Source organism: Rhodanobacter sp. BL-MT-08 (genome assembly GCF_054161255.1).
On the sequence record NZ_CP167872.1, the window covers coordinates 4,172,420 to 4,187,871 of the forward strand.

Annotated in this window: 16 protein-coding genes; 7 read left to right on the forward strand and 9 right to left on the reverse strand. The window is 66.8% G+C overall.

Features of this window, described 5'->3' with window-relative positions; genetic code table 11:
* Positions 1-116 precede the first annotated feature (116 nt).
* Together ACDK93_RS18550 and ACDK93_RS18555 are read left to right on the forward strand one after the other, a co-directional pair.
* A complete protein-coding gene (locus tag ACDK93_RS18550; protein ID WP_458070493.1) occupies positions 117-1,427 on the forward strand; it encodes an amidohydrolase in 1,311 nt (436 codons plus the stop codon).
* A 14-nt stretch (positions 1,428-1,441) separates the two neighbouring features.
* A complete protein-coding gene (locus tag ACDK93_RS18555) occupies positions 1,442-2,296 on the forward strand; it encodes a type 1 glutamine amidotransferase domain-containing protein (protein ID WP_458070494.1) in 855 nt (284 codons plus the stop codon).
* A 125-nt stretch (positions 2,297-2,421) separates the two neighbouring features.
* Here ACDK93_RS18555 and ACDK93_RS18560 read toward each other — a convergent pair whose 3' ends face one another.
* The 4 genes from ACDK93_RS18560 to gpmA form a co-directional block, all read right to left on the reverse strand.
* A complete protein-coding gene (locus ACDK93_RS18560; RefSeq protein WP_458070495.1) occupies positions 2,422-2,955 on the reverse strand; it encodes an REP-associated tyrosine transposase in 534 nt (177 codons plus the stop codon).
* Positions 2,956-3,020: 65 nt separating this feature from the next.
* A complete protein-coding gene (locus tag ACDK93_RS18565) occupies positions 3,021-3,590 on the reverse strand; it encodes a DUF1453 domain-containing protein (protein WP_458070496.1) in 570 nt (189 codons plus the stop codon).
* Between the two features lie 121 nt (positions 3,591-3,711).
* Complete coding sequence (locus ACDK93_RS18570; protein WP_458070497.1) at positions 3,712-4,086, reverse strand: cupin domain-containing protein; 375 nt, start codon at positions 4,084-4,086, stop codon at positions 3,712-3,714.
* Between the two features lie 2 nt (positions 4,087-4,088).
* Complete coding sequence (gpmA, locus tag ACDK93_RS18575) at positions 4,089-4,832, reverse strand: 2,3-diphosphoglycerate-dependent phosphoglycerate mutase (RefSeq protein WP_458070498.1); 744 nt, start codon at positions 4,830-4,832, stop codon at positions 4,089-4,091.
* 139 nt (positions 4,833-4,971) lie between these two features.
* On the opposite strand from gpmA, the gene ACDK93_RS18580 reads away from it, so the two are divergent.
* Positions 4,972-5,652, forward strand: coding sequence for a hypothetical protein (locus ACDK93_RS18580; RefSeq protein WP_458070499.1), 681 nt, complete (start codon positions 4,972-4,974; stop codon positions 5,650-5,652).
* A 111-nt stretch (positions 5,653-5,763) separates the two neighbouring features.
* Here the strand turns inward: ACDK93_RS18580 and hemF are convergent, their stop codons facing one another.
* Entirely contained in the window at positions 5,764-6,672 is a 909-nt protein-coding gene (hemF, locus tag ACDK93_RS18585; protein ID WP_458070500.1) for an oxygen-dependent coproporphyrinogen oxidase, read from the reverse strand.
* Between the two features lie 160 nt (positions 6,673-6,832).
* Between hemF and ACDK93_RS18590 the strand changes: the two genes are divergently transcribed.
* The 4 genes from ACDK93_RS18590 to ACDK93_RS18605 all read left to right on the forward strand — a co-directional run bounded on the left by ACDK93_RS18590 (position 6,833) and on the right by ACDK93_RS18605 (position 11,386).
* A complete protein-coding gene (locus ACDK93_RS18590) occupies positions 6,833-8,038 on the forward strand; it encodes a beta-ketoacyl-[acyl-carrier-protein] synthase family protein (protein ID WP_458070501.1) in 1,206 nt (401 codons plus the stop codon).
* A complete protein-coding gene (locus tag ACDK93_RS18595; protein WP_458070502.1) occupies positions 8,035-8,877 on the forward strand; it encodes a beta-ketoacyl synthase chain length factor in 843 nt (280 codons plus the stop codon). Before ACDK93_RS18590 ends, ACDK93_RS18595 begins: the two co-directional genes overlap by 4 nt.
* A complete protein-coding gene (locus tag ACDK93_RS18600; RefSeq protein WP_458070503.1) occupies positions 8,874-9,662 on the forward strand; it encodes a glycosyltransferase family 2 protein in 789 nt (262 codons plus the stop codon). Before ACDK93_RS18595 ends, ACDK93_RS18600 begins: the two co-directional genes overlap by 4 nt.
* A 131-nt stretch (positions 9,663-9,793) precedes the next feature.
* Positions 9,794-11,386 carry an NAD(P)/FAD-dependent oxidoreductase gene (locus ACDK93_RS18605; RefSeq protein WP_458070504.1) on the forward strand — a complete coding sequence of 531 codons (1,593 nt, stop codon included), beginning with the start codon at positions 9,794-9,796 and terminating at the stop codon, positions 11,384-11,386.
* Positions 11,387-11,413: 27 nt separating this feature from the next.
* Here the strand turns inward: ACDK93_RS18605 and fabG are convergent, their stop codons facing one another.
* Genes fabG through ACDK93_RS18625 form a run of 4 tightly spaced genes read right to left on the reverse strand, consistent with a single transcriptional unit; the run spans position 11,414 to position 15,452 of the window.
* Entirely contained in the window at positions 11,414-12,151 is a 738-nt protein-coding gene (fabG, locus tag ACDK93_RS18610) for a 3-oxoacyl-ACP reductase FabG (protein ID WP_458070505.1), read from the reverse strand.
* A gap of 10 nt (positions 12,152-12,161) precedes the next feature.
* Complete coding sequence (locus ACDK93_RS18615; RefSeq protein WP_458070506.1) at positions 12,162-12,596, reverse strand: phosphotransferase; 435 nt, start codon at positions 12,594-12,596, stop codon at positions 12,162-12,164.
* On the reverse strand, positions 12,580-14,898 hold the full coding sequence (locus tag ACDK93_RS18620) for an MMPL family transporter (RefSeq protein WP_458070507.1): 2,319 nt from the start codon (positions 14,896-14,898) through the stop codon (positions 12,580-12,582). The genes ACDK93_RS18615 and ACDK93_RS18620 overlap by 17 nt, the downstream gene beginning before the upstream one ends.
* 2 nt (positions 14,899-14,900) lie before the next feature.
* A complete protein-coding gene (locus ACDK93_RS18625) occupies positions 14,901-15,452 on the reverse strand; it encodes a LolA-related protein (RefSeq protein WP_458070508.1) in 552 nt (183 codons plus the stop codon).

Sequence of the window (15,452 nt, forward strand, 5' to 3'; positions counted from 1 at the left end):
AGGCAACAGGTGCCATCCACGGCAGCGGGGCGCGTAGTGTTCAATCAATGGATTGGAATTCGCCACATTTGTGCGGCAGGCACGCTAGCATCGACACAACCATTCCGGAGATACCCATGCGCCGCACCGCTCTCGCTCTCGCGCTCGCCATCACCGTGATCACGTCACTGCACGCCACCGACACGCCCCCACCGAGCGTGCAGGCGATGGCGCAAAAGGAGTTGCCGCAAGTCACCGCGTGGCGGCGCGATATTCATCAGCATCCCGAGCTCAGCAATCGCGAAGTGCGCACGTCCGCGCTGGTGGCAACGCGGCTGAAAAAGTTCGGGCTGGAAGTGCATACCGGCATCGCACATACCGGCGTGGTCGGTCTGCTGAAGGGGGATCTGCCCGGTCCGCGGCTGGCGATCCGCGCCGATATGGATGCGCTACCGGTAACCGAGCCGGCTGGACTGCCGTTTGCGTCGACGGCGACCGGCGAATACCGCGGCAAGCCGACCGGCGTGATGCACGCCTGCGGCCACGACGCGCATACGGCGATGCTGCTTGGCATGGCGCAGGCGCTCAGCGGCATGAAGAAGACCCTGCATGGCTCGGTGCTGTTCGTGTTCCAGCCGGCCGAGGAAGGTGCGCCGGCCGGCGAGGAAGGCGGCGCCTCGCTGATGCTGAAGCAAGGCCTGTTTCGCGATTTCAAACCCGACGCGATGTTCGGCATGCACGTGGTCAGCTCGCTCAACGTGGGCACGGTGTCGGTGCGGCCGGGGCCGACGATGGCCGGCTCGGACTGGTTCCGCATGGTGGTACACGGCAAGCAGACGCATGGCGCCATGCCGTGGAACGGCATCGACCCGATCGTGACCTCGGCCGAAATCATCACCGCCGCGCAGACCATCGTCAGCCGCCGGCTGGATATCAGCACGCTGCCTGCGGTGCTGAGCTTCGGCATCATCGAAGGCGGCTCGCGCTACAACATCGTGCCCGACCAGGTGGAGCTGCAGGGCACGCTTCGCACCTTCGACGCCGGCATGCGCCAGCAGGCGGTGGACGACTTGAGGATGACGGCCGAGCACATCGCCGCCGCCAACGGCGCCACGGTTGACGAACAGATTCCGGTCGGCGACAGCAACCCCGTACTGGTCAACGACCCCGCGCTCGCCGCGCGCGTGCGCGCCAGCATCGGCAAGGCGATCGGCAGCGAACACGCGATCGAAGCGAAGCCGTGGATGGCCTCGGAAGACTTCGCCTATTTCGCGCAGGCGGTGCCGAGCGTGTATTTCTTCGTCGGCTCAACGCCAAAAGGTCAAGACGCGTCGAAGGCGCCTTCCAACCACTCGCCAAAATTCTTTCTCGACGAAGGTGCGCTGACCATCGGCATGGAATCGATGCTGCAGGCGAGCCTGGATTATTTGAATACGCCAGCGACCTGAGCGAGGCTGTCGGCATGGCCAACGTTCTTATCCCTTTGCCGAGCCGCGATTCCGATCCGTCGGAAGTCGCGGTGAGCTGGCAGACCCTGCGCAACGATGGGCATGGCGTCGTGTTCGCCACGCCGGATGGACGGCGTGCGCACTCGGATGAGCTGATGCTCAGCGGAATCGGGCTGGACCCGTGGGGCTGGTTGCCGGGGCTGCGCAGGCTGCGCGTAGTCGGCCTAGTGCTGCGCGCCAATCGCGATGCGCGCCAAGCCTACGCCGCCATGCAGAACGATACCGCGTTCCACTCGCCGCGGCGCTGGGACGAGCTCAACGCGAACGACTATGACGGCCTGCTGCTGCCCGGCGGTCACCGCGCGCGCGGCATGCGCGAGTATCTGGAGAGCCCGGTGTTGCAGCAGCTTGTGGCAGCATTCTTCGACGCCGGCAAGCCGGTGGCGGCGATCTGCCATGGCGTACTGCTCGCCGCGCGCAGCCGTTCGCTCAGGAACGGCAAATCCGTGCTGTTCGGCCGCCGCACCACCGCACTGACCTGGGCCTTCGAGAAGAAGGCATGGATGACCACGCGCATCACCCGCTTCTGGGATCCGCACTACTACCGCACCTACAGTGAAGCGCCGGATCAAACGGATGGCTATATGTCGGTGCAGCAGGAAGTGACGCGTGCGCTGGCCGACCCTGCCGACTTCCGCGACGTGCCGCGCGACGCGAAAGACCACGCGCGCAAAACCAACGGCATCGCGCGCGACAGCGCCACCGACGACTCCCCGGCCTTCGTAGTCCGCGACGGCAACTACCTGTCAGCACGCTGGCCCGGCGACGTGCATCGATTCGCCCGCGAGTTCTCGGTGATGTTGGGCTAAGCGAAGACGTAGGTTGGTGGTGAGCGCAGCGAACCCCAACATTGATGGCCGCGGGACGTTGGGGTTCGCTACGCTCACCGCCAACCTACGCCGGGACGAACCGCTGACGGTTTCCTAATCCCATATCACTCGCCCCGCTCGCCTAAGGCGTTCGGAGAATCAACATCCGCAGCCCAATCGGCGGCAAGTACGCCTGAGCGGATATAGCTATGGATAGACGAGTAAGGCCAATCGCTCGCCTTCGCTGCATGACCATGTTTTGCGGGATTGATGTGAACGTAATCGATATGACGCGCGAGATCGTTTCCATCGCGAATCTGATGCTCCCAGAAGCGCCGCTGCCAGATGCCGCGTTCGCCCTTGCGCAGGCGTGAAGCGTTGATGCTTTCGCCGCGTTGAATGCTTCGCGAAAAACCCATCTTGATCAGCATCCAGCGGGTGGAGAAGTCTTCGTCATCGAAAGGAAGCGTCCATACCGCATGCATATGCTCAGGTAAAACGACCCAGGCAAGAATGTCGAAGGGATGGCGTTGTTTGACCGTGCGCACCGCCTGGCGAAGCTCGGCGACATGCTCAACGAGCAGGGTGCTGGAGCGGTCGGCAAGATTCACGGTGAAGAAATAGGTGCCGCCTGCCGTTTTGATTCTTCGGTATTGCATGACGTCGTCCTTGACGTTGGGGTTCGTGTGTTGGGGTTCGCTGCGCTCACCGCCAACCTACAGAGCTACAGCGCCGTGGCGCCCAACTGCGCGCGCTGAAAGCGGCGGTGGTGGATGAGCAGGCCGGTGAAGTAAAGAATGTAGTAGCCGATCAGCAGGCCGATGACGAGCATGGTCAGCGGGCTGGAGGTGTAGGCGGAGGACCAGGCTTGTGCGCCGGGGTCAGACACGCCCTGCCCTTGCAACGCGACGTGGGCTTGCTGGACCTGCGGCATCACCACGATAAACCGATACGCCAGCCGACCAAGCAGCAGCACGGTGAGAAACGCACCGATCCAGGGGTTGGGCACATAGCAGTCACCGCGTACGGGATCGACTTCGAAGCGGGTCAGGCGCACGCCAAGGATGCCCAGCGCCGCGCCGAGCATCACGCCACCGAAAAGGCCTTCGGCCAGCTCGATCTTTTGCAGGCCGGCCAGCGCGAGCAGCACGCCGATCACGGCAAAGATTGCGATACGCGCGATCATGGTCTTGCGCTTGATCGGCTGGCGGCCGAACGAGCGACTGACGCGGCGCCAGACCACCCACGCCATGATCGGCAGCATGATGAGATATTGGGACAGGTGGGCAGGCATGGGCATCGCCGGTGAGTGGATACCGGCACAGCTTAATCCAGCGCCGAGGCAGTGACGACTGACGGGATACCGTTATCGCGCATGACGAGTGTCATGTAACGGATGGCTAGCTCAAGCGATGCTAGGCGCCGCCGAACTGCTCGGCCAGCGAGCGCGTCTTGTCCATCACCACATCACCGGTGTGCAGGGTCGATTTGCGTTCGATCAGCAGGATGTGGCACTCCTCCGCGGCGACCGGGTTGTGCCGCACGCCCTTGGGCACCACGAACATCTCGCCCTGGTCCAGCTCGATCGCTTCGGCGTTTTCCAGCTCGATGCGCAGGTGGCCCTTGAGCACGAGGAACAGCTCATCCTCGTCGTCATGGCTGTGCCAGCAAAGGCTGCCGTGCACCTTGGCCACCTTGATGTAGTTGTCCTCGAGCTCGCCCACCACGCGTGGCGACCAGTACTCGGTCAGCGCGGCGGCAACGGCCTGCGGTGAGGTGGCCCTGGTCATGCTTATTTCGCTTTGCCCTGGTTGGCCACCGCCGCCATCTTCGCTTCGATCTCGGCGGCGTCGCCGAGGTAGTAGTGGCGCAGCGGCTTGAGGTGTTCGTCGAACTCGTAGACCAGCGGAATGCCGTTGGGGATGTTCATCTCGACGATGGCTTCGTCGGAGATATTGTCCAGGTACTTCACCAGCGCGCGCAGCGAATTGCCGTGGGCGACCACCAGCACGCGCTGGCCTGCGCGAATCGCCGGCGCCAGCGTCTCGTGCCAGTACGGCAGCACGCGGGCCACGGTGTCCTTCAGGCATTCGGTATCGGGGATTTCCTTGGGATCGAGCGCGGCGTAGCGCAGGTCATTCACCGATTCATTGACGCTGCGCTCCAGCGGCGGTGGCGGAATGTCGTAGCTGCGGCGCCAGATCTTGACCTGCTCGTCGCCGTACTTGGCCGCCGTCTCGGCTTTGTTGAGGCCGGTGAGGCCGCCGTAGTGACGCTCATTGAGGCGCCAGTCGGTCAGCACCGGTATCCACATCTGCTCCAGCGCGTCCTGCACGCCCCAGAGCGTGCGCACCGCCCGCTTGAGTACCGACGTGTGGGCAACATCGAAGGTGTAGCCGGACGACTTCAGCAGCTCGCCCGCGGCGGTGGCTTCGGCGTTGCCTTGCGGCGTGAGGTCGATATCGGCCCAGCCGCTGAAGCGGTTATCGAGGTTCCACTGCGACTGGCCGTGGCGAATCAGTACGAGCTTGTGCATGGCGATCATCAGGTCGGGACAGGCCGGCATGGTGCGGCCATGAGGGGGCAGCGTCAAATGCGACCCATGCCACAGGTCACGGTAAACCCCGGAGCGCGCGGGCGCATCCTAAGTGCACACATCATCTACGGAGACTGTCATGCGTCGATTCCCGACGATTTTCATTAGCGCGGCGTTCGCCGTGGCGCTGCCGCTGGCGACTTTGCCCTCGGCCGCCTGGGCCAGCGGCGACGACATCAGCAAGGTCAACGGCTCGGTCACCGTTGAGGCCAACCAGCCTGCCGGCGACGTCAGCACCGTCAATGGCTCGGTCCACATCGGCGACGGCGCCAGGGTCGAGAAGGCCGATACGGTGAATGGCTCGATCGATCTCGGCGACAGGGCGCAGGCCCGTTCGCTGGAGACGGTCAATGGCGCCGTGACGCTTGGCAGCGCCAGCCGCGTCGACGGCACGGTCACCTCGGTCAACGGCGCACTGCGTCTGGCCAAGGGCACCGAGGTATTGGGCAAGCTCAGCAACGTCAACGGCGCCATCGTGCTGGATGCGGCGCACGTATCGGGCGGCATCGATACCGTCGGCGGCGACATCACCGTGGGCGCCAACTCGCACGTCGAAGGCGGCATCCTGGTCGAGAAGAACACCGGCAGCTGGTTCAAATGGGGCAAGAGCCACGATCCCATCATCACCATCGGCCCGCACGCGGTGGTACAGGGTGCGCTGGAGTTTCGGCGCGACGTGGTGCTGAACGTCAGCGATAGCGCGCAGATAGGCCCGGTGAAGGGTGCGACGCCGGTGAAGTTCAGCGGCGCGACGCCTTGATGAGCGAGAGCGTTGGCTAGGAATGAGGGGGGAGTAGCGAGGGCGTAGGACGAAGGCGCCGCGGCAGGCCAACAATCACGGCAAGCCAGCTCTTCGCTCTTCGCTCTTCGCTCACCCCTCAATCCAATCCCGCGGCTTCAAATAATCCGCCAGCTTCGCCTCGGCGGATCCCGCTTCCGGTTCGTACGCATACTCAAAGCGCACGCGCGGCGGCAGGCTCATCAGGATCGATTCGGTGCGCCCGCCGGACTGCAGGCCGAACAGCGTGCCGCGGTCGTAGACCAGGTTGAATTCGACGTAACGGCCGCGGCGGTAGAGCTGGAATTCGCGCTCGCGCTCGCCGTAAGGCGTCGCCTTGCGGCGTTCGACGATCGGCAGGTAGGCGTCGAGAAACCCGTTACCCACCGCCTGGGTGAAATCGAAGCAGCGCTCGAAACCGCCTTCGTTGAGGTCATCGTAGAACAGCCCGCCGACGCCGCGCGTCTCGTCGCGATGCTTGAGATAAAAATACTCGTCGCACCATTTCTTGTAGCGTGAATAGACGTCCAAACCGAACGGCGTACACAGCGCGTTCGCCGCGCCGTGCCAGTGCCGCACGTCTTCTTCATAGGGATAGAACGGCGTGAGGTCGAAGCCGCCGCCGAACCACCACACCGGCTCCATGCCCGGCTTGCTGGCTTCGAAGTAACGCACGTTGGCGTGCGTGGTCGGCACATGCGGATTGCGCGGATGCAGCACCAGCGACACGCTGGCCGCCACGTACGAAGCGCCGGTGAGTTCGGGCTTGCGCGCCGTCGCCGCGGGCGGCAGCGACTTGCCGCGGGTGTAGGAAAAATTGACGCCGGCCTGCTCGAATACCTCGCCTTCGCTCAGCACACGCGTGCGTCCACCGCCGCCGCCCTCGCGCGTCCAGGCATCCTCGACAAAGCGGGCGCGGCCATCGGCCTGCTCCACCGCGGCGCAGATGCGGTCCTGCAGTCCGCGCAGGAAAGTTTCGGCACGTTCGGCCTGCTCGCTCATCATGTATCCCGGTCATTCAACTGCGGCGAGCTTAACAAGGCGTTTGGGTCAGCGTGGGCGTTCCCGCAGCCTTCATGCCCGAAACCCCAGTATCGGCGCCATCTGCCGCCGGTCCGCCGGAAGGCTAGGCAACCCCTGAATCGACCGGTAGGCTTTTGCGATGCCCGACCTCATGACACCGCTCGCGGTTACCGCGTACACCGCCACCTCGGCCATCGGCCACGGCCTGGCGGCACAGTTCGATGCCCTGCAGGCGGCCCGCAGCGGCCTGCGCCCGAACGACTTCAGCAGCGCCCCGCTGGACTGCTGGATCGGGCGCGTAGCCGGCGTGGAGGACGCGCCGCTGCCGGCGGATCTTGCCGTATGGGAGTGCCGCAACAACCGGCTGGCCTGGCTCGGCCTGAACCAGGACGGTTTCCTCGACCGCGTACGCGCCGCGCGCGAACGCTACGGCGCGCACCGCATCGCGCTGATGCTGGGCACCTCCACCGCCAGCATCGGCGAGACGGAAGCCGCCTACCGCCGGCTCGACGCCAACGGCGGCTTTCCCGCGGACATGCGTCGCCCGGCCATCCACGCGCCGCATTCGCTGGCGGCCTTTGTCACCGCGGCGCTGGAACTGGAAGGTCCGTGCCTGACTATTTCTACCGCCTGCTCGTCCAGCGCGAAGGTGTTCGCCAACGCCGAACGGCTGATCCGACTCGGCCTGGTCGATGCCGCCGTAGTCGGCGGTGTAGACACCCTGTGCGACAGCGTGCTGTTCGGCTTCAACGCGCTGGAGCTGGTCTCGCCGCAGCCGTGCAGGCCGTTCGACGCCGCGCGCAACGGCATCTCGGTCGGCGAGGCGGCCGGCTTCGCCCTGCTCGAACGGATCGACGCCGAGCCGGCGGCGCCGCGCCTGCTCGGTTACGGCGAAGCCAGCGACGCGCACCATATGTCGACACCGCACCCGGACGGCCTCGGCGCCGAGCTGGCGCTGCGCGACACGCTGGCGCGCGCCGGCATCGATGCCGATCAGGTCGATTACATCAATCTGCACGGCACGGCGAGCCAGAAAAACGATGAAGTGGAAGCCGCGCTGGTCAGCCGCGCGTTTCCGGCGCGCACCCGCGGCAGCTCCACCAAAGGTTTCACCGGCCACACGCTGGGCGCCGCCGGCATCATCGAGGCGACCATCGCGCTGCAGGCGATCGAGCACGGCCTGATCCCGGGCAACCTCGGCGGCGCCACGCCGGACGCCGCCTGCGGTCCGCAGTTCGCCTGGACCAACGAACAGCAGCGGGTCGACGTGGCGCTCAGCAACTCGTTCGGCTTCGGCGGCAATAACGCCTGCCTCGCTTTCGCCCGCGCGGAGTTTGCCGCATGAGGCCGCTGCGCATTCACGTCGAAGGCATCGGCCTGTGGTCGAAGCAGCTGGGCAACTTCGCCGCGCTGCAGGCGCTGCTGGCCGGCCACGCACCCGAGCCGCCGTCACCGAAACCGGCGGCCACCACGCTGCCGCCGAACGAGCGCCGCCGCGCACCGGAAAGCGTGCTGCTGGCGGCCGAGGTGGCCGGACAGGCGGTGGCGATGAGCGGCCGCACGGCGGATTCGCTGACCTGCGTGTTTTCCTCCTCGCACGGCGATCAGGCGATCACCGATTACATGTGCGCCACGCTGGCGAGCGCGCCCAAGGAGCTCTCGCCGATCCGCTTTCACAACTCGGTGCACAACGCGCCGGCCGGCTACTGGACCATCGCCACCGGCTGCCACGAACCGTCCACCGCCGTGTGCGCACAGCGGATGAGTTTTGGCGCCGGGCTGCTCGAAGCGATCAGCCATGCGCTGGCCGATAACTGCCCGGTGCTGCTGGTGTGCAGCGACATCGCCGGCGTGTTTCCGCTGGTCGAGGAAACCGGCTGCACGCAGTCGTTCGGCTGTGCGCTGGTGCTTACCCCCGAACTCAGCGAAAACACGCTGGCCTCGCTGGACGTCATGCTGGCGCCGATCCAGGGTTCGACCGACCACGCACTGCCCGAACCACTGGCCGGCTGGCGCGCCGCCAACGCATCCGCCGAAGCGCTGCCACTGCTGGCCGCGCTGGCGCGCGGTCATGGTCATTGCGAGCTGAAGGCCGCGGCGAGCCTGGGGCTGCGGATCGAGCTGCGGGCCGCCGCAGCTCGGCAAGATCACGCGCCAAGCCGCGCCGCGGAGCAGGTCGCGTGATCGCCTCCAGCGCCCGCTGGTGCGTGCTGATTCCCTGCCTCAACGAGGAAGAGGCGATCCAGTCGGTGGTGCAGTCGGTGCTGGCGCTGGGCGCCAAAGTCATTGTGGTAGATGACGGTTCGAGCGATCGCACCCCCGAGATCGTCGCGGCCATGCCGGTGACCCTGCTGCGTCACGCGCAGCGGCGCGGCAAGGGCGAAGCACTGCGCTGCGGGTTTCGCGAAGCGCTGCGGCAAGGCTTCGAGGCGGTGCTGACCATGGACGGCGACGGCCAGCATCTGGCGGCCGATATTCCGCGTATCGTCGCGGCCGCCGCGGGCCATCCCGAGCACATCGTGATCGGCGCGCGCCTGCTCGATCGCGACCAGCAGCCCAAGGGCCGCCGCCGCGCCAACGCAGTGGCCGACTGGGGCATTTCCTGGGCCTGCGCACAGCCGGTGGCTGATACGCAGAGCGGCCAGCGCTGGTATCCGCGCCGTGCGATGGAACTGGTCGACCTGCCGGCCGAACATTTCGTGTTCGAAGCGGCGATCCTGATTGCCGCCTCGCGTGAAAAAAAGCTCGGCGTCGTCGCGGTGCCCATCGCCTCGCGCTATCACGGCACGTTTCGGCGCAGCCACTTCGCCCCCGTGCGCGACGTCACCCGCATCACCACCTACACCATCGGCCGGGTGATTCATTACGGCAACATCGTGAAAAGCTACCGGCGCTCGCGCGCGCAGCCGCTCGTGGTTGAGCAAATCGGCACGAGCGCGCCGCTGACCACCCTGGCGCCGGTGCCGTAATCGATCGATCGCCGCGCGCGATGCGGCGAAATTACGCGTCGATACGCCGCCCCGCTGACGCCCAAAACACCGGCGCCGTGCGACGATCGAACGGTGCACAATCAAGGCCGAAACGGCGGCGCGGAGTCTGCATGACCAACACGTCCCACGATGCGGTGATACTCGGCGGCGGCCTGGCCGGTCTGTGCCTGGCGCTGCAGCTGCGTGGCGAATTTCCGGACATGGACATCGTGGTGCTGGAGCGCCGTACGCATCCGCTGCCCGCCGCCGCGCACAAGATCGGCGAATCGACGGTGGAGATTGCCGCGCATTATCTGGCCGAGACGCTGGGGCTGCGCGAGCATCTGGAAACCGAGCACATCCGCAAATTCGGCTTCCGCTTCTTTTTCTCCGAGGGCCGCAGCGATCTGGAGAACGTGACGGAGCTGGGAGTCCGCCGGGTGCTGCCGACGCCGAGCTATCAGATCGATCGCGGCATCTTCGAGAATTTTCTCGGCGACGAAGCGCGCCGGCGCGGCATCGATTTTCGCGACGGCGTGACCGTGCAGACGTTCGAACTGGGCAGCCACGGTGACGTGCACAGCGTGCGCTACAGCGACGCCGGCGGCGAAACGCATGCGCTCGGCGCGCGCTGGCTGCTCGACGCCTCCGGCCGCGCCGGCATGATACGCCGCCGGCTCGAACTGACCCGCGACAACGGCCACCACGCCAACGCGGTGTGGTTTCGCCTCGACGACCGCCTGGCGATCGACGGCTGGTGCGACGACAGCGACTGGCAGAGCCGCTGCAACCCCGCCGAGCGCTGGCGCTCGACCAACCACCTGTGCGGACCGGGTTACTGGACCTGGCTGATTCCGCTGGCCTCGGGCGCGCATTCGGTCGGCATCGTGGCCGATGCCGCGATGCATCCGATCGATACGATGAACACCTTCGCCCGCGCGCAGGACTGGCTCGGCGTGCACCAGCCGGCGATCGCGCGCGAAGTGGCCAAGCGGCAGGACAAGCTGCTCGACTTCGCCTTCTTCCGCCATTACTCGTACGGCTGCGCGCGCATGTTCAGCGCCGACCGCTGGGCGCTGACCGGCGAGGCCGGCCCGTTTCTCGATCCGTTCTATTCGCCCGGCACCGACTTCATCGCGATTGCCAATACCTATATCTGCCGACTGGTGGCGATCGATCGCGCTGCTCAGCCGATCGCGCCGTACGCGCGGCTGTACGAGCGGCTGTTCCTGTCGTTCTACGAGAGCACGCTCAAGCTCTATCGGCATCAGTACCCGCTGTTCGGCAACGCCGAAGTGCTGCCGATCAAGGTGATCTGGGACTACGCGTACTACTGGGGCGTGCTGTGCCAGCTGGTGTTCCAGCAGCGCCTGGGCGATGCCGCGCTGTTCGCCGACATGGCGCGTGAACTCGAGGCGGCGCAGGCGCTCAACGAACGCATGCAGCATTTCTTCGGCCGCTGGCATGCGCTGTCGCAGGGACGCAATCCGCGCGGCATGCTCGACCAGGGCATGCTGCCGTGGTTCGCCGAAATGAATGCCACCCTGCACGATCAGCTCAGCGATGCCGACCTGCGCCTACGCCTGCGCGAAAATCTCGATCTGCTCGAGGGGCTGGCCGCCAGCATCGTCGAACGCGCGGTGGCCGACGGTGGTGATTCGCTCAGCGGCGACATGCGCGACCTGGCCCGCGCGCGGCTGCGGCCGATGCTGTTCGCCGCTTGAGGGTTTTCTCAGACCCTGTTCACGCTCTCAGGCCATGCCGCCGTTGATGCCGATGACCTGCGCATTGATGTAAGCCGCCGCGTCGCTGCATAGAAACGCTACCAGCGCCGCGACTTCGGCCGGCTTGCCGGCGCGCTGCGCGGGGACCATCTCGCGGATGCGCTCGGGCGGAAAGTCGTCGCCGATCATGCGGCCCTCGATGATGCCCGGCGCCACCACGTTGGCGGTGATGCCGCGCGAGGCCATCTCGCGCGCCAGCGACTTGGTCGCGCCGTGCAGCGCGGCCTTGGCCGCCGCGTAATTGGTCTGGCCGCGGTTGCCGACCTGCGCGGCGACCGAACTGACCGACACGATGCGACCAAAGCGCGCGCGCGCCATCGGCAGCAGCAGCGGCTGGGTGACGTGGAAAAATCCGTGCAGCGACACGTCGATCACCCGATGCCACTGCTCGTCGGACATGCCGGCCATCGGCGCGTCGTCGTGGATGCCGGCGTTGTTGACCACGGCATGGATGGTGCCTTCGGCCAGCAGCGCGTCCATCGCGGCGCGCGTCACGCCAGCGTCGGTGACGTCGAAGGCGCAGGACTCCGCGCTGCCGCCCTGCTCTCGAATGGCCGCGGCGACGTCGTCGGCGCGATGCAGGCTTTGATTGCCGTGCACGATCACGTGATAGCCGCCAACGGCCAGCGCATGGCAGATCGCGCTACCCAGTTCGCCACTGCCACCGGTGACCAAAGCGCGACGCAAGGAAGGAATGGCGGTCATGGCATAGATCTCAGGGGTCGGGGTGAATGACGGCCGCACGGCCGCTGGCCAGCAGCTGGCCGCGATGCTCGATGCGAAACAGATATTGCGCGCTGGCTTCACCGGCCTGCAGGCATTGCGCATGGACGTCCAGACGGCCATCGCAGGTGTCGACATAGTCGGCCAGCAGCTGCACATCGCGCAGACTGACCAGCCGGCCGGGCTTGGCCGTTTTCGCGCCCGCGGCGCGCGCCAGCAGGGCGCCGTGCACGGCCATCGCCTGCGCGCCGTATTCGGCCAGATGCACCGCGTGCAGCCCCTGGGTACCGCGCAGCGGATTGTCCGCGCGCGCGTGGCCCTCGGTGACGGCGTGGATGGTGTGCGCGTCCCACGCCACCACGGCGTCGAGCAGGCACATCGTGCCGGCGTGCGGAATCAGTGCCGCCCAGTCAGTCTTCGGAAGCATGCGGCGCCATCAGGATGGAAAGGCAGAAGTGGAACGCCACGCCCAGGCTCACCGTCAGCCCGATCGCGCGCAGCACCGGAATGGTCGCCCAGGCCAGCATGCCGAACACCAGCAGCGCGGACAGCACGCAGACCAGGGTCGCATGCAGGGTGCGCCGCTGTTCGGCCGGGTCGCCAGTATCGCGCTCAAAAAACAGCGCGTAGTGCAGGCCCAGGCCGCCGGCCAGGATCAGCGCGACCAGATGGAATAGCGAAATCTCGATGCCCGCCACGCGCTCCACCGCCAGCACCAGAAAGGTAGCCAGCGTCATCGGCGCCAGCACGTGCCAGGCGCGACGCAGGCTGCGCAGCGCAAAACTGATCGTGGCAATCAGCAGCACGGTCGCCGCCAGCAGCGCCTGCAGGATGCGCGTGCGGTAGTCGACCACCAGCGATTCGGACGCCGCTTTCAGATCGAGCAGGCGCACTGTGCCATCGCTGTTGTCACCCAGCGCCTGCACCGCCGCGACATCGTGCAGGCCGCTGATCGAGCCGAGGCCGAGCCAGTGGCCGTCGCGCTGGGTCAGCATCGAGGCCAGACGCTGTCCCAGCGGCGAGGCAGCATACAAGGCCGGAGTCAGCGGCGGCAGCCGGCGCGCGGTAGCCACGTCGTCGAGAAACGGCTGGAACAGATTCGGCTGGAACGGCAGGCCCTGCAGGGCATCGCCCAGCGACTTTTTCAGGGCCTCGGCATCCGGCAACTTTTGCTGACGCGATTGCTGCAAGGCGACGCTGGGCAGATAGCGCGACGGCAGCTCCAGCCCGTCGACCGCGTGCGCCGCCACCAGCGCATCGACCTTCGGCTGCAGCGCCTCGGACAACGCCAGCACGCCCTGCTCGGTTGGCGCCTGCAGGACAAGCAGGTAGCGCACGTCCGGCGCGCCCAGCGCCTCGCGCAGGCGCGCGTCGTGCAGCAGCATGTCCTGCGGCAGCGGGGTCAGTGCCGCCAGGTTGTTCTGCCAGAACGGTCCGGGCGCGAACGCCAGCATCAGCACGATCGCCAGCGCCACGACCAGCGGAATCCACCGCGGCCGCGGCAGGCGATCGACCAGATCACGCGCCCGAACCAGCCAGGGCAGATCGGCCACGTCGCGCACCTTGCGCGGCAGCAGATGCGGCAGCAGATAACGCGTGCTGAAGCCGGCGACCAGCAAGCCGACGATGGTGAACACCGCCAGCTGCTTGAGGCCGCTCACGCCCGACGCATAAAACGCCAGGTAGGCGATGCAGGCCGACGCGATAGCGGTGAGCAGCAGCGGCCACAACGCCCGCACGCTTTGCACGGCGTCCTCGCCCGCGCGGCGGTGGCTGAGCACGCGTATCGGGTATTCCTGCGCCACACCGAGCAGGGTGAAGCCGAACGCGAGCGTGATGCCGTGCACCTCGGGAAACGCCAGCGTCAGCGCCGCGATGCCGGCCAGGGCCGCGCTGGCGATCGGCAACGCGCCCAGCAGCAGCGAGCTCACGCTGCGATAGGCCAGCAGCAACAGCGCGATAAAACCCACGGTGGAAATACGCCCGATCCACTCGGCCTGATGCTGCGTCTGCGCGCCGATCACCATGCTGAAGTAGCCCGGCCCGCTGGGGTCCAGATGCGCGCCGGCGCTGCCGGGCAAGGCATGAAACGCCTGCTCGATGCCGCCAATGGCCTTGGCCTGCGCGTCGGGATCGAAACCGGCGGCGGCGGTCTGTACCACCAGCAGCGCCTCGTGCTGCGGCGAAAACCATACGCCCTCGCGCAGCTCGGGGGATCGCGGCGGCGTCCAGCGTTCGGCCAGCTTCAGCACTTCCAGCGTGGGGTCGCGCGGCAGCAGGTCCTTGAGCAGGCTGGCGCCGGGCGAGGACAGATCGTCCAGCCGCTGCTGCAGCTGGTCGGCAAGATAGGCCTCGTCGAGCGGCTGGGTATCCAGCGTCGGCGACAGCAGGTAGCGATACGGCAAAAGCTTGGGGTCGAGTGCGCCGAGATCGAAGCCGCCGTTGAGCACCTGGCTGTAGCGCGGATCTTTTTTCAGCGCCGCGACCAGGCCCTGGCTGAGCGCGGCGAGCTTCGCGTCGGGCTGGCCCGATATGGCCAGCAGCAGCAGGCGCGAGCCGGCGCCGTCGCCGACCTGCGCCATCAGCAGGCGCTGATCCGCCGTGGTCGGTGCCGGCATGAAGCTGCGCAGGTCGGTGCTGACCTTCAGCCGCTGGCTGACCATCCAGCCCAGCCCGGCCAGCACCAGCAGCCAAAGGACCAGCAGCGTGACACGCCCGCGCTGGCTCATGCTCAGTGCGCGCCCTGGCACAGCGCCTGCAGCGAGGCACGCGTCGGCTGCGTCGGCATCTGGTCGGCCAGCGGCCCGAGCAGGTCGATGGCCAGATCGCCATCGGCTTCCTGCATCTGCATGCAGCGCGGCTGCTTGCCCTCGCCGGCGATCACGATGCTCGCGACGGTCTTGGCGACTTTCGCATCGCGCGGGGTCAGCGTCAGCGTCCACGCACCGCTGGCCTGCCCGGTCTGGCTGATGGTGAACGCCTGCTGCAAGCGGCCGCCGTCACCGCTGAGCAAGGCCACGAAACTGTCCAGCAGCACCTGCAGCTGCGGCGCATGCGACAGCGAAAACGTGCGCGCGCTTTTGCCGGGGCGCTGCAGCGTCACTTCGCCGTTGGCAATGCTGGCCGTTTCCTGATTCGGATGATCGACGCGGCGCTGCAGCTGATCGCCGCCGAGCCACGCCAGCTCGCCGGAGACGACCAGCGGCTTGTCCAGCACCTTCAAAAAGCGTGCTTCGGCAAACGGCGTGCGTGCTGGCGCGGGCTGGCCCAGGGCCGCGATCAA

What these genes read in the sequence shown, in the direction of transcription:
- fabG (WP_458070505.1), bottom strand. Translation starts at nt 12,151, where the DNA reads ATGACCGCCATTCCTTCCTTGCGTCGCGCTTTGGTCACCGGTGGCAGT.
- ACDK93_RS18570 (WP_458070497.1), bottom strand. Translation starts at nt 4,086, where the DNA reads ATGACCAGGGCCACCTCACCGCAGGCCGTTGCCGCCGCGCTGACCGAG.
- ACDK93_RS18590 (WP_458070501.1), top strand. Translation starts at nt 6,833, where the DNA reads ATGCCCGACCTCATGACACCGCTCGCGGTTACCGCGTACACCGCCACC.
- ACDK93_RS18565 (WP_458070496.1), bottom strand. Translation starts at nt 3,590, where the DNA reads ATGCCTGCCCACCTGTCCCAATATCTCATCATGCTGCCGATCATGGCG.
- ACDK93_RS18620 (WP_458070507.1), bottom strand. Translation starts at nt 14,898, where the DNA reads ATGAGCCAGCGCGGGCGTGTCACGCTGCTGGTCCTTTGGCTGCTGGTG.
- ACDK93_RS18615 (WP_458070506.1), bottom strand. Translation starts at nt 12,596, where the DNA reads ATGCTTCCGAAGACTGACTGGGCGGCACTGATTCCGCACGCCGGCACG.
- hemF (WP_458070500.1), bottom strand. Translation starts at nt 6,672, where the DNA reads ATGAGCGAGCAGGCCGAACGTGCCGAAACTTTCCTGCGCGGACTGCAG.
- ACDK93_RS18595 (WP_458070502.1), top strand. Translation starts at nt 8,035, where the DNA reads ATGAGGCCGCTGCGCATTCACGTCGAAGGCATCGGCCTGTGGTCGAAG.
- ACDK93_RS18580 (WP_458070499.1), top strand. Translation starts at nt 4,972, where the DNA reads ATGCGTCGATTCCCGACGATTTTCATTAGCGCGGCGTTCGCCGTGGCG.
- ACDK93_RS18555 (WP_458070494.1), top strand. Translation starts at nt 1,442, where the DNA reads ATGGCCAACGTTCTTATCCCTTTGCCGAGCCGCGATTCCGATCCGTCG.
- gpmA (WP_458070498.1), bottom strand. Translation starts at nt 4,832, where the DNA reads ATGCACAAGCTCGTACTGATTCGCCACGGCCAGTCGCAGTGGAACCTC.
- ACDK93_RS18560 (WP_458070495.1), bottom strand. Translation starts at nt 2,955, where the DNA reads ATGCAATACCGAAGAATCAAAACGGCAGGCGGCACCTATTTCTTCACC.
- ACDK93_RS18550 (WP_458070493.1), top strand. Translation starts at nt 117, where the DNA reads ATGCGCCGCACCGCTCTCGCTCTCGCGCTCGCCATCACCGTGATCACG.
- ACDK93_RS18605 (WP_458070504.1), top strand. Translation starts at nt 9,794, where the DNA reads ATGACCAACACGTCCCACGATGCGGTGATACTCGGCGGCGGCCTGGCC.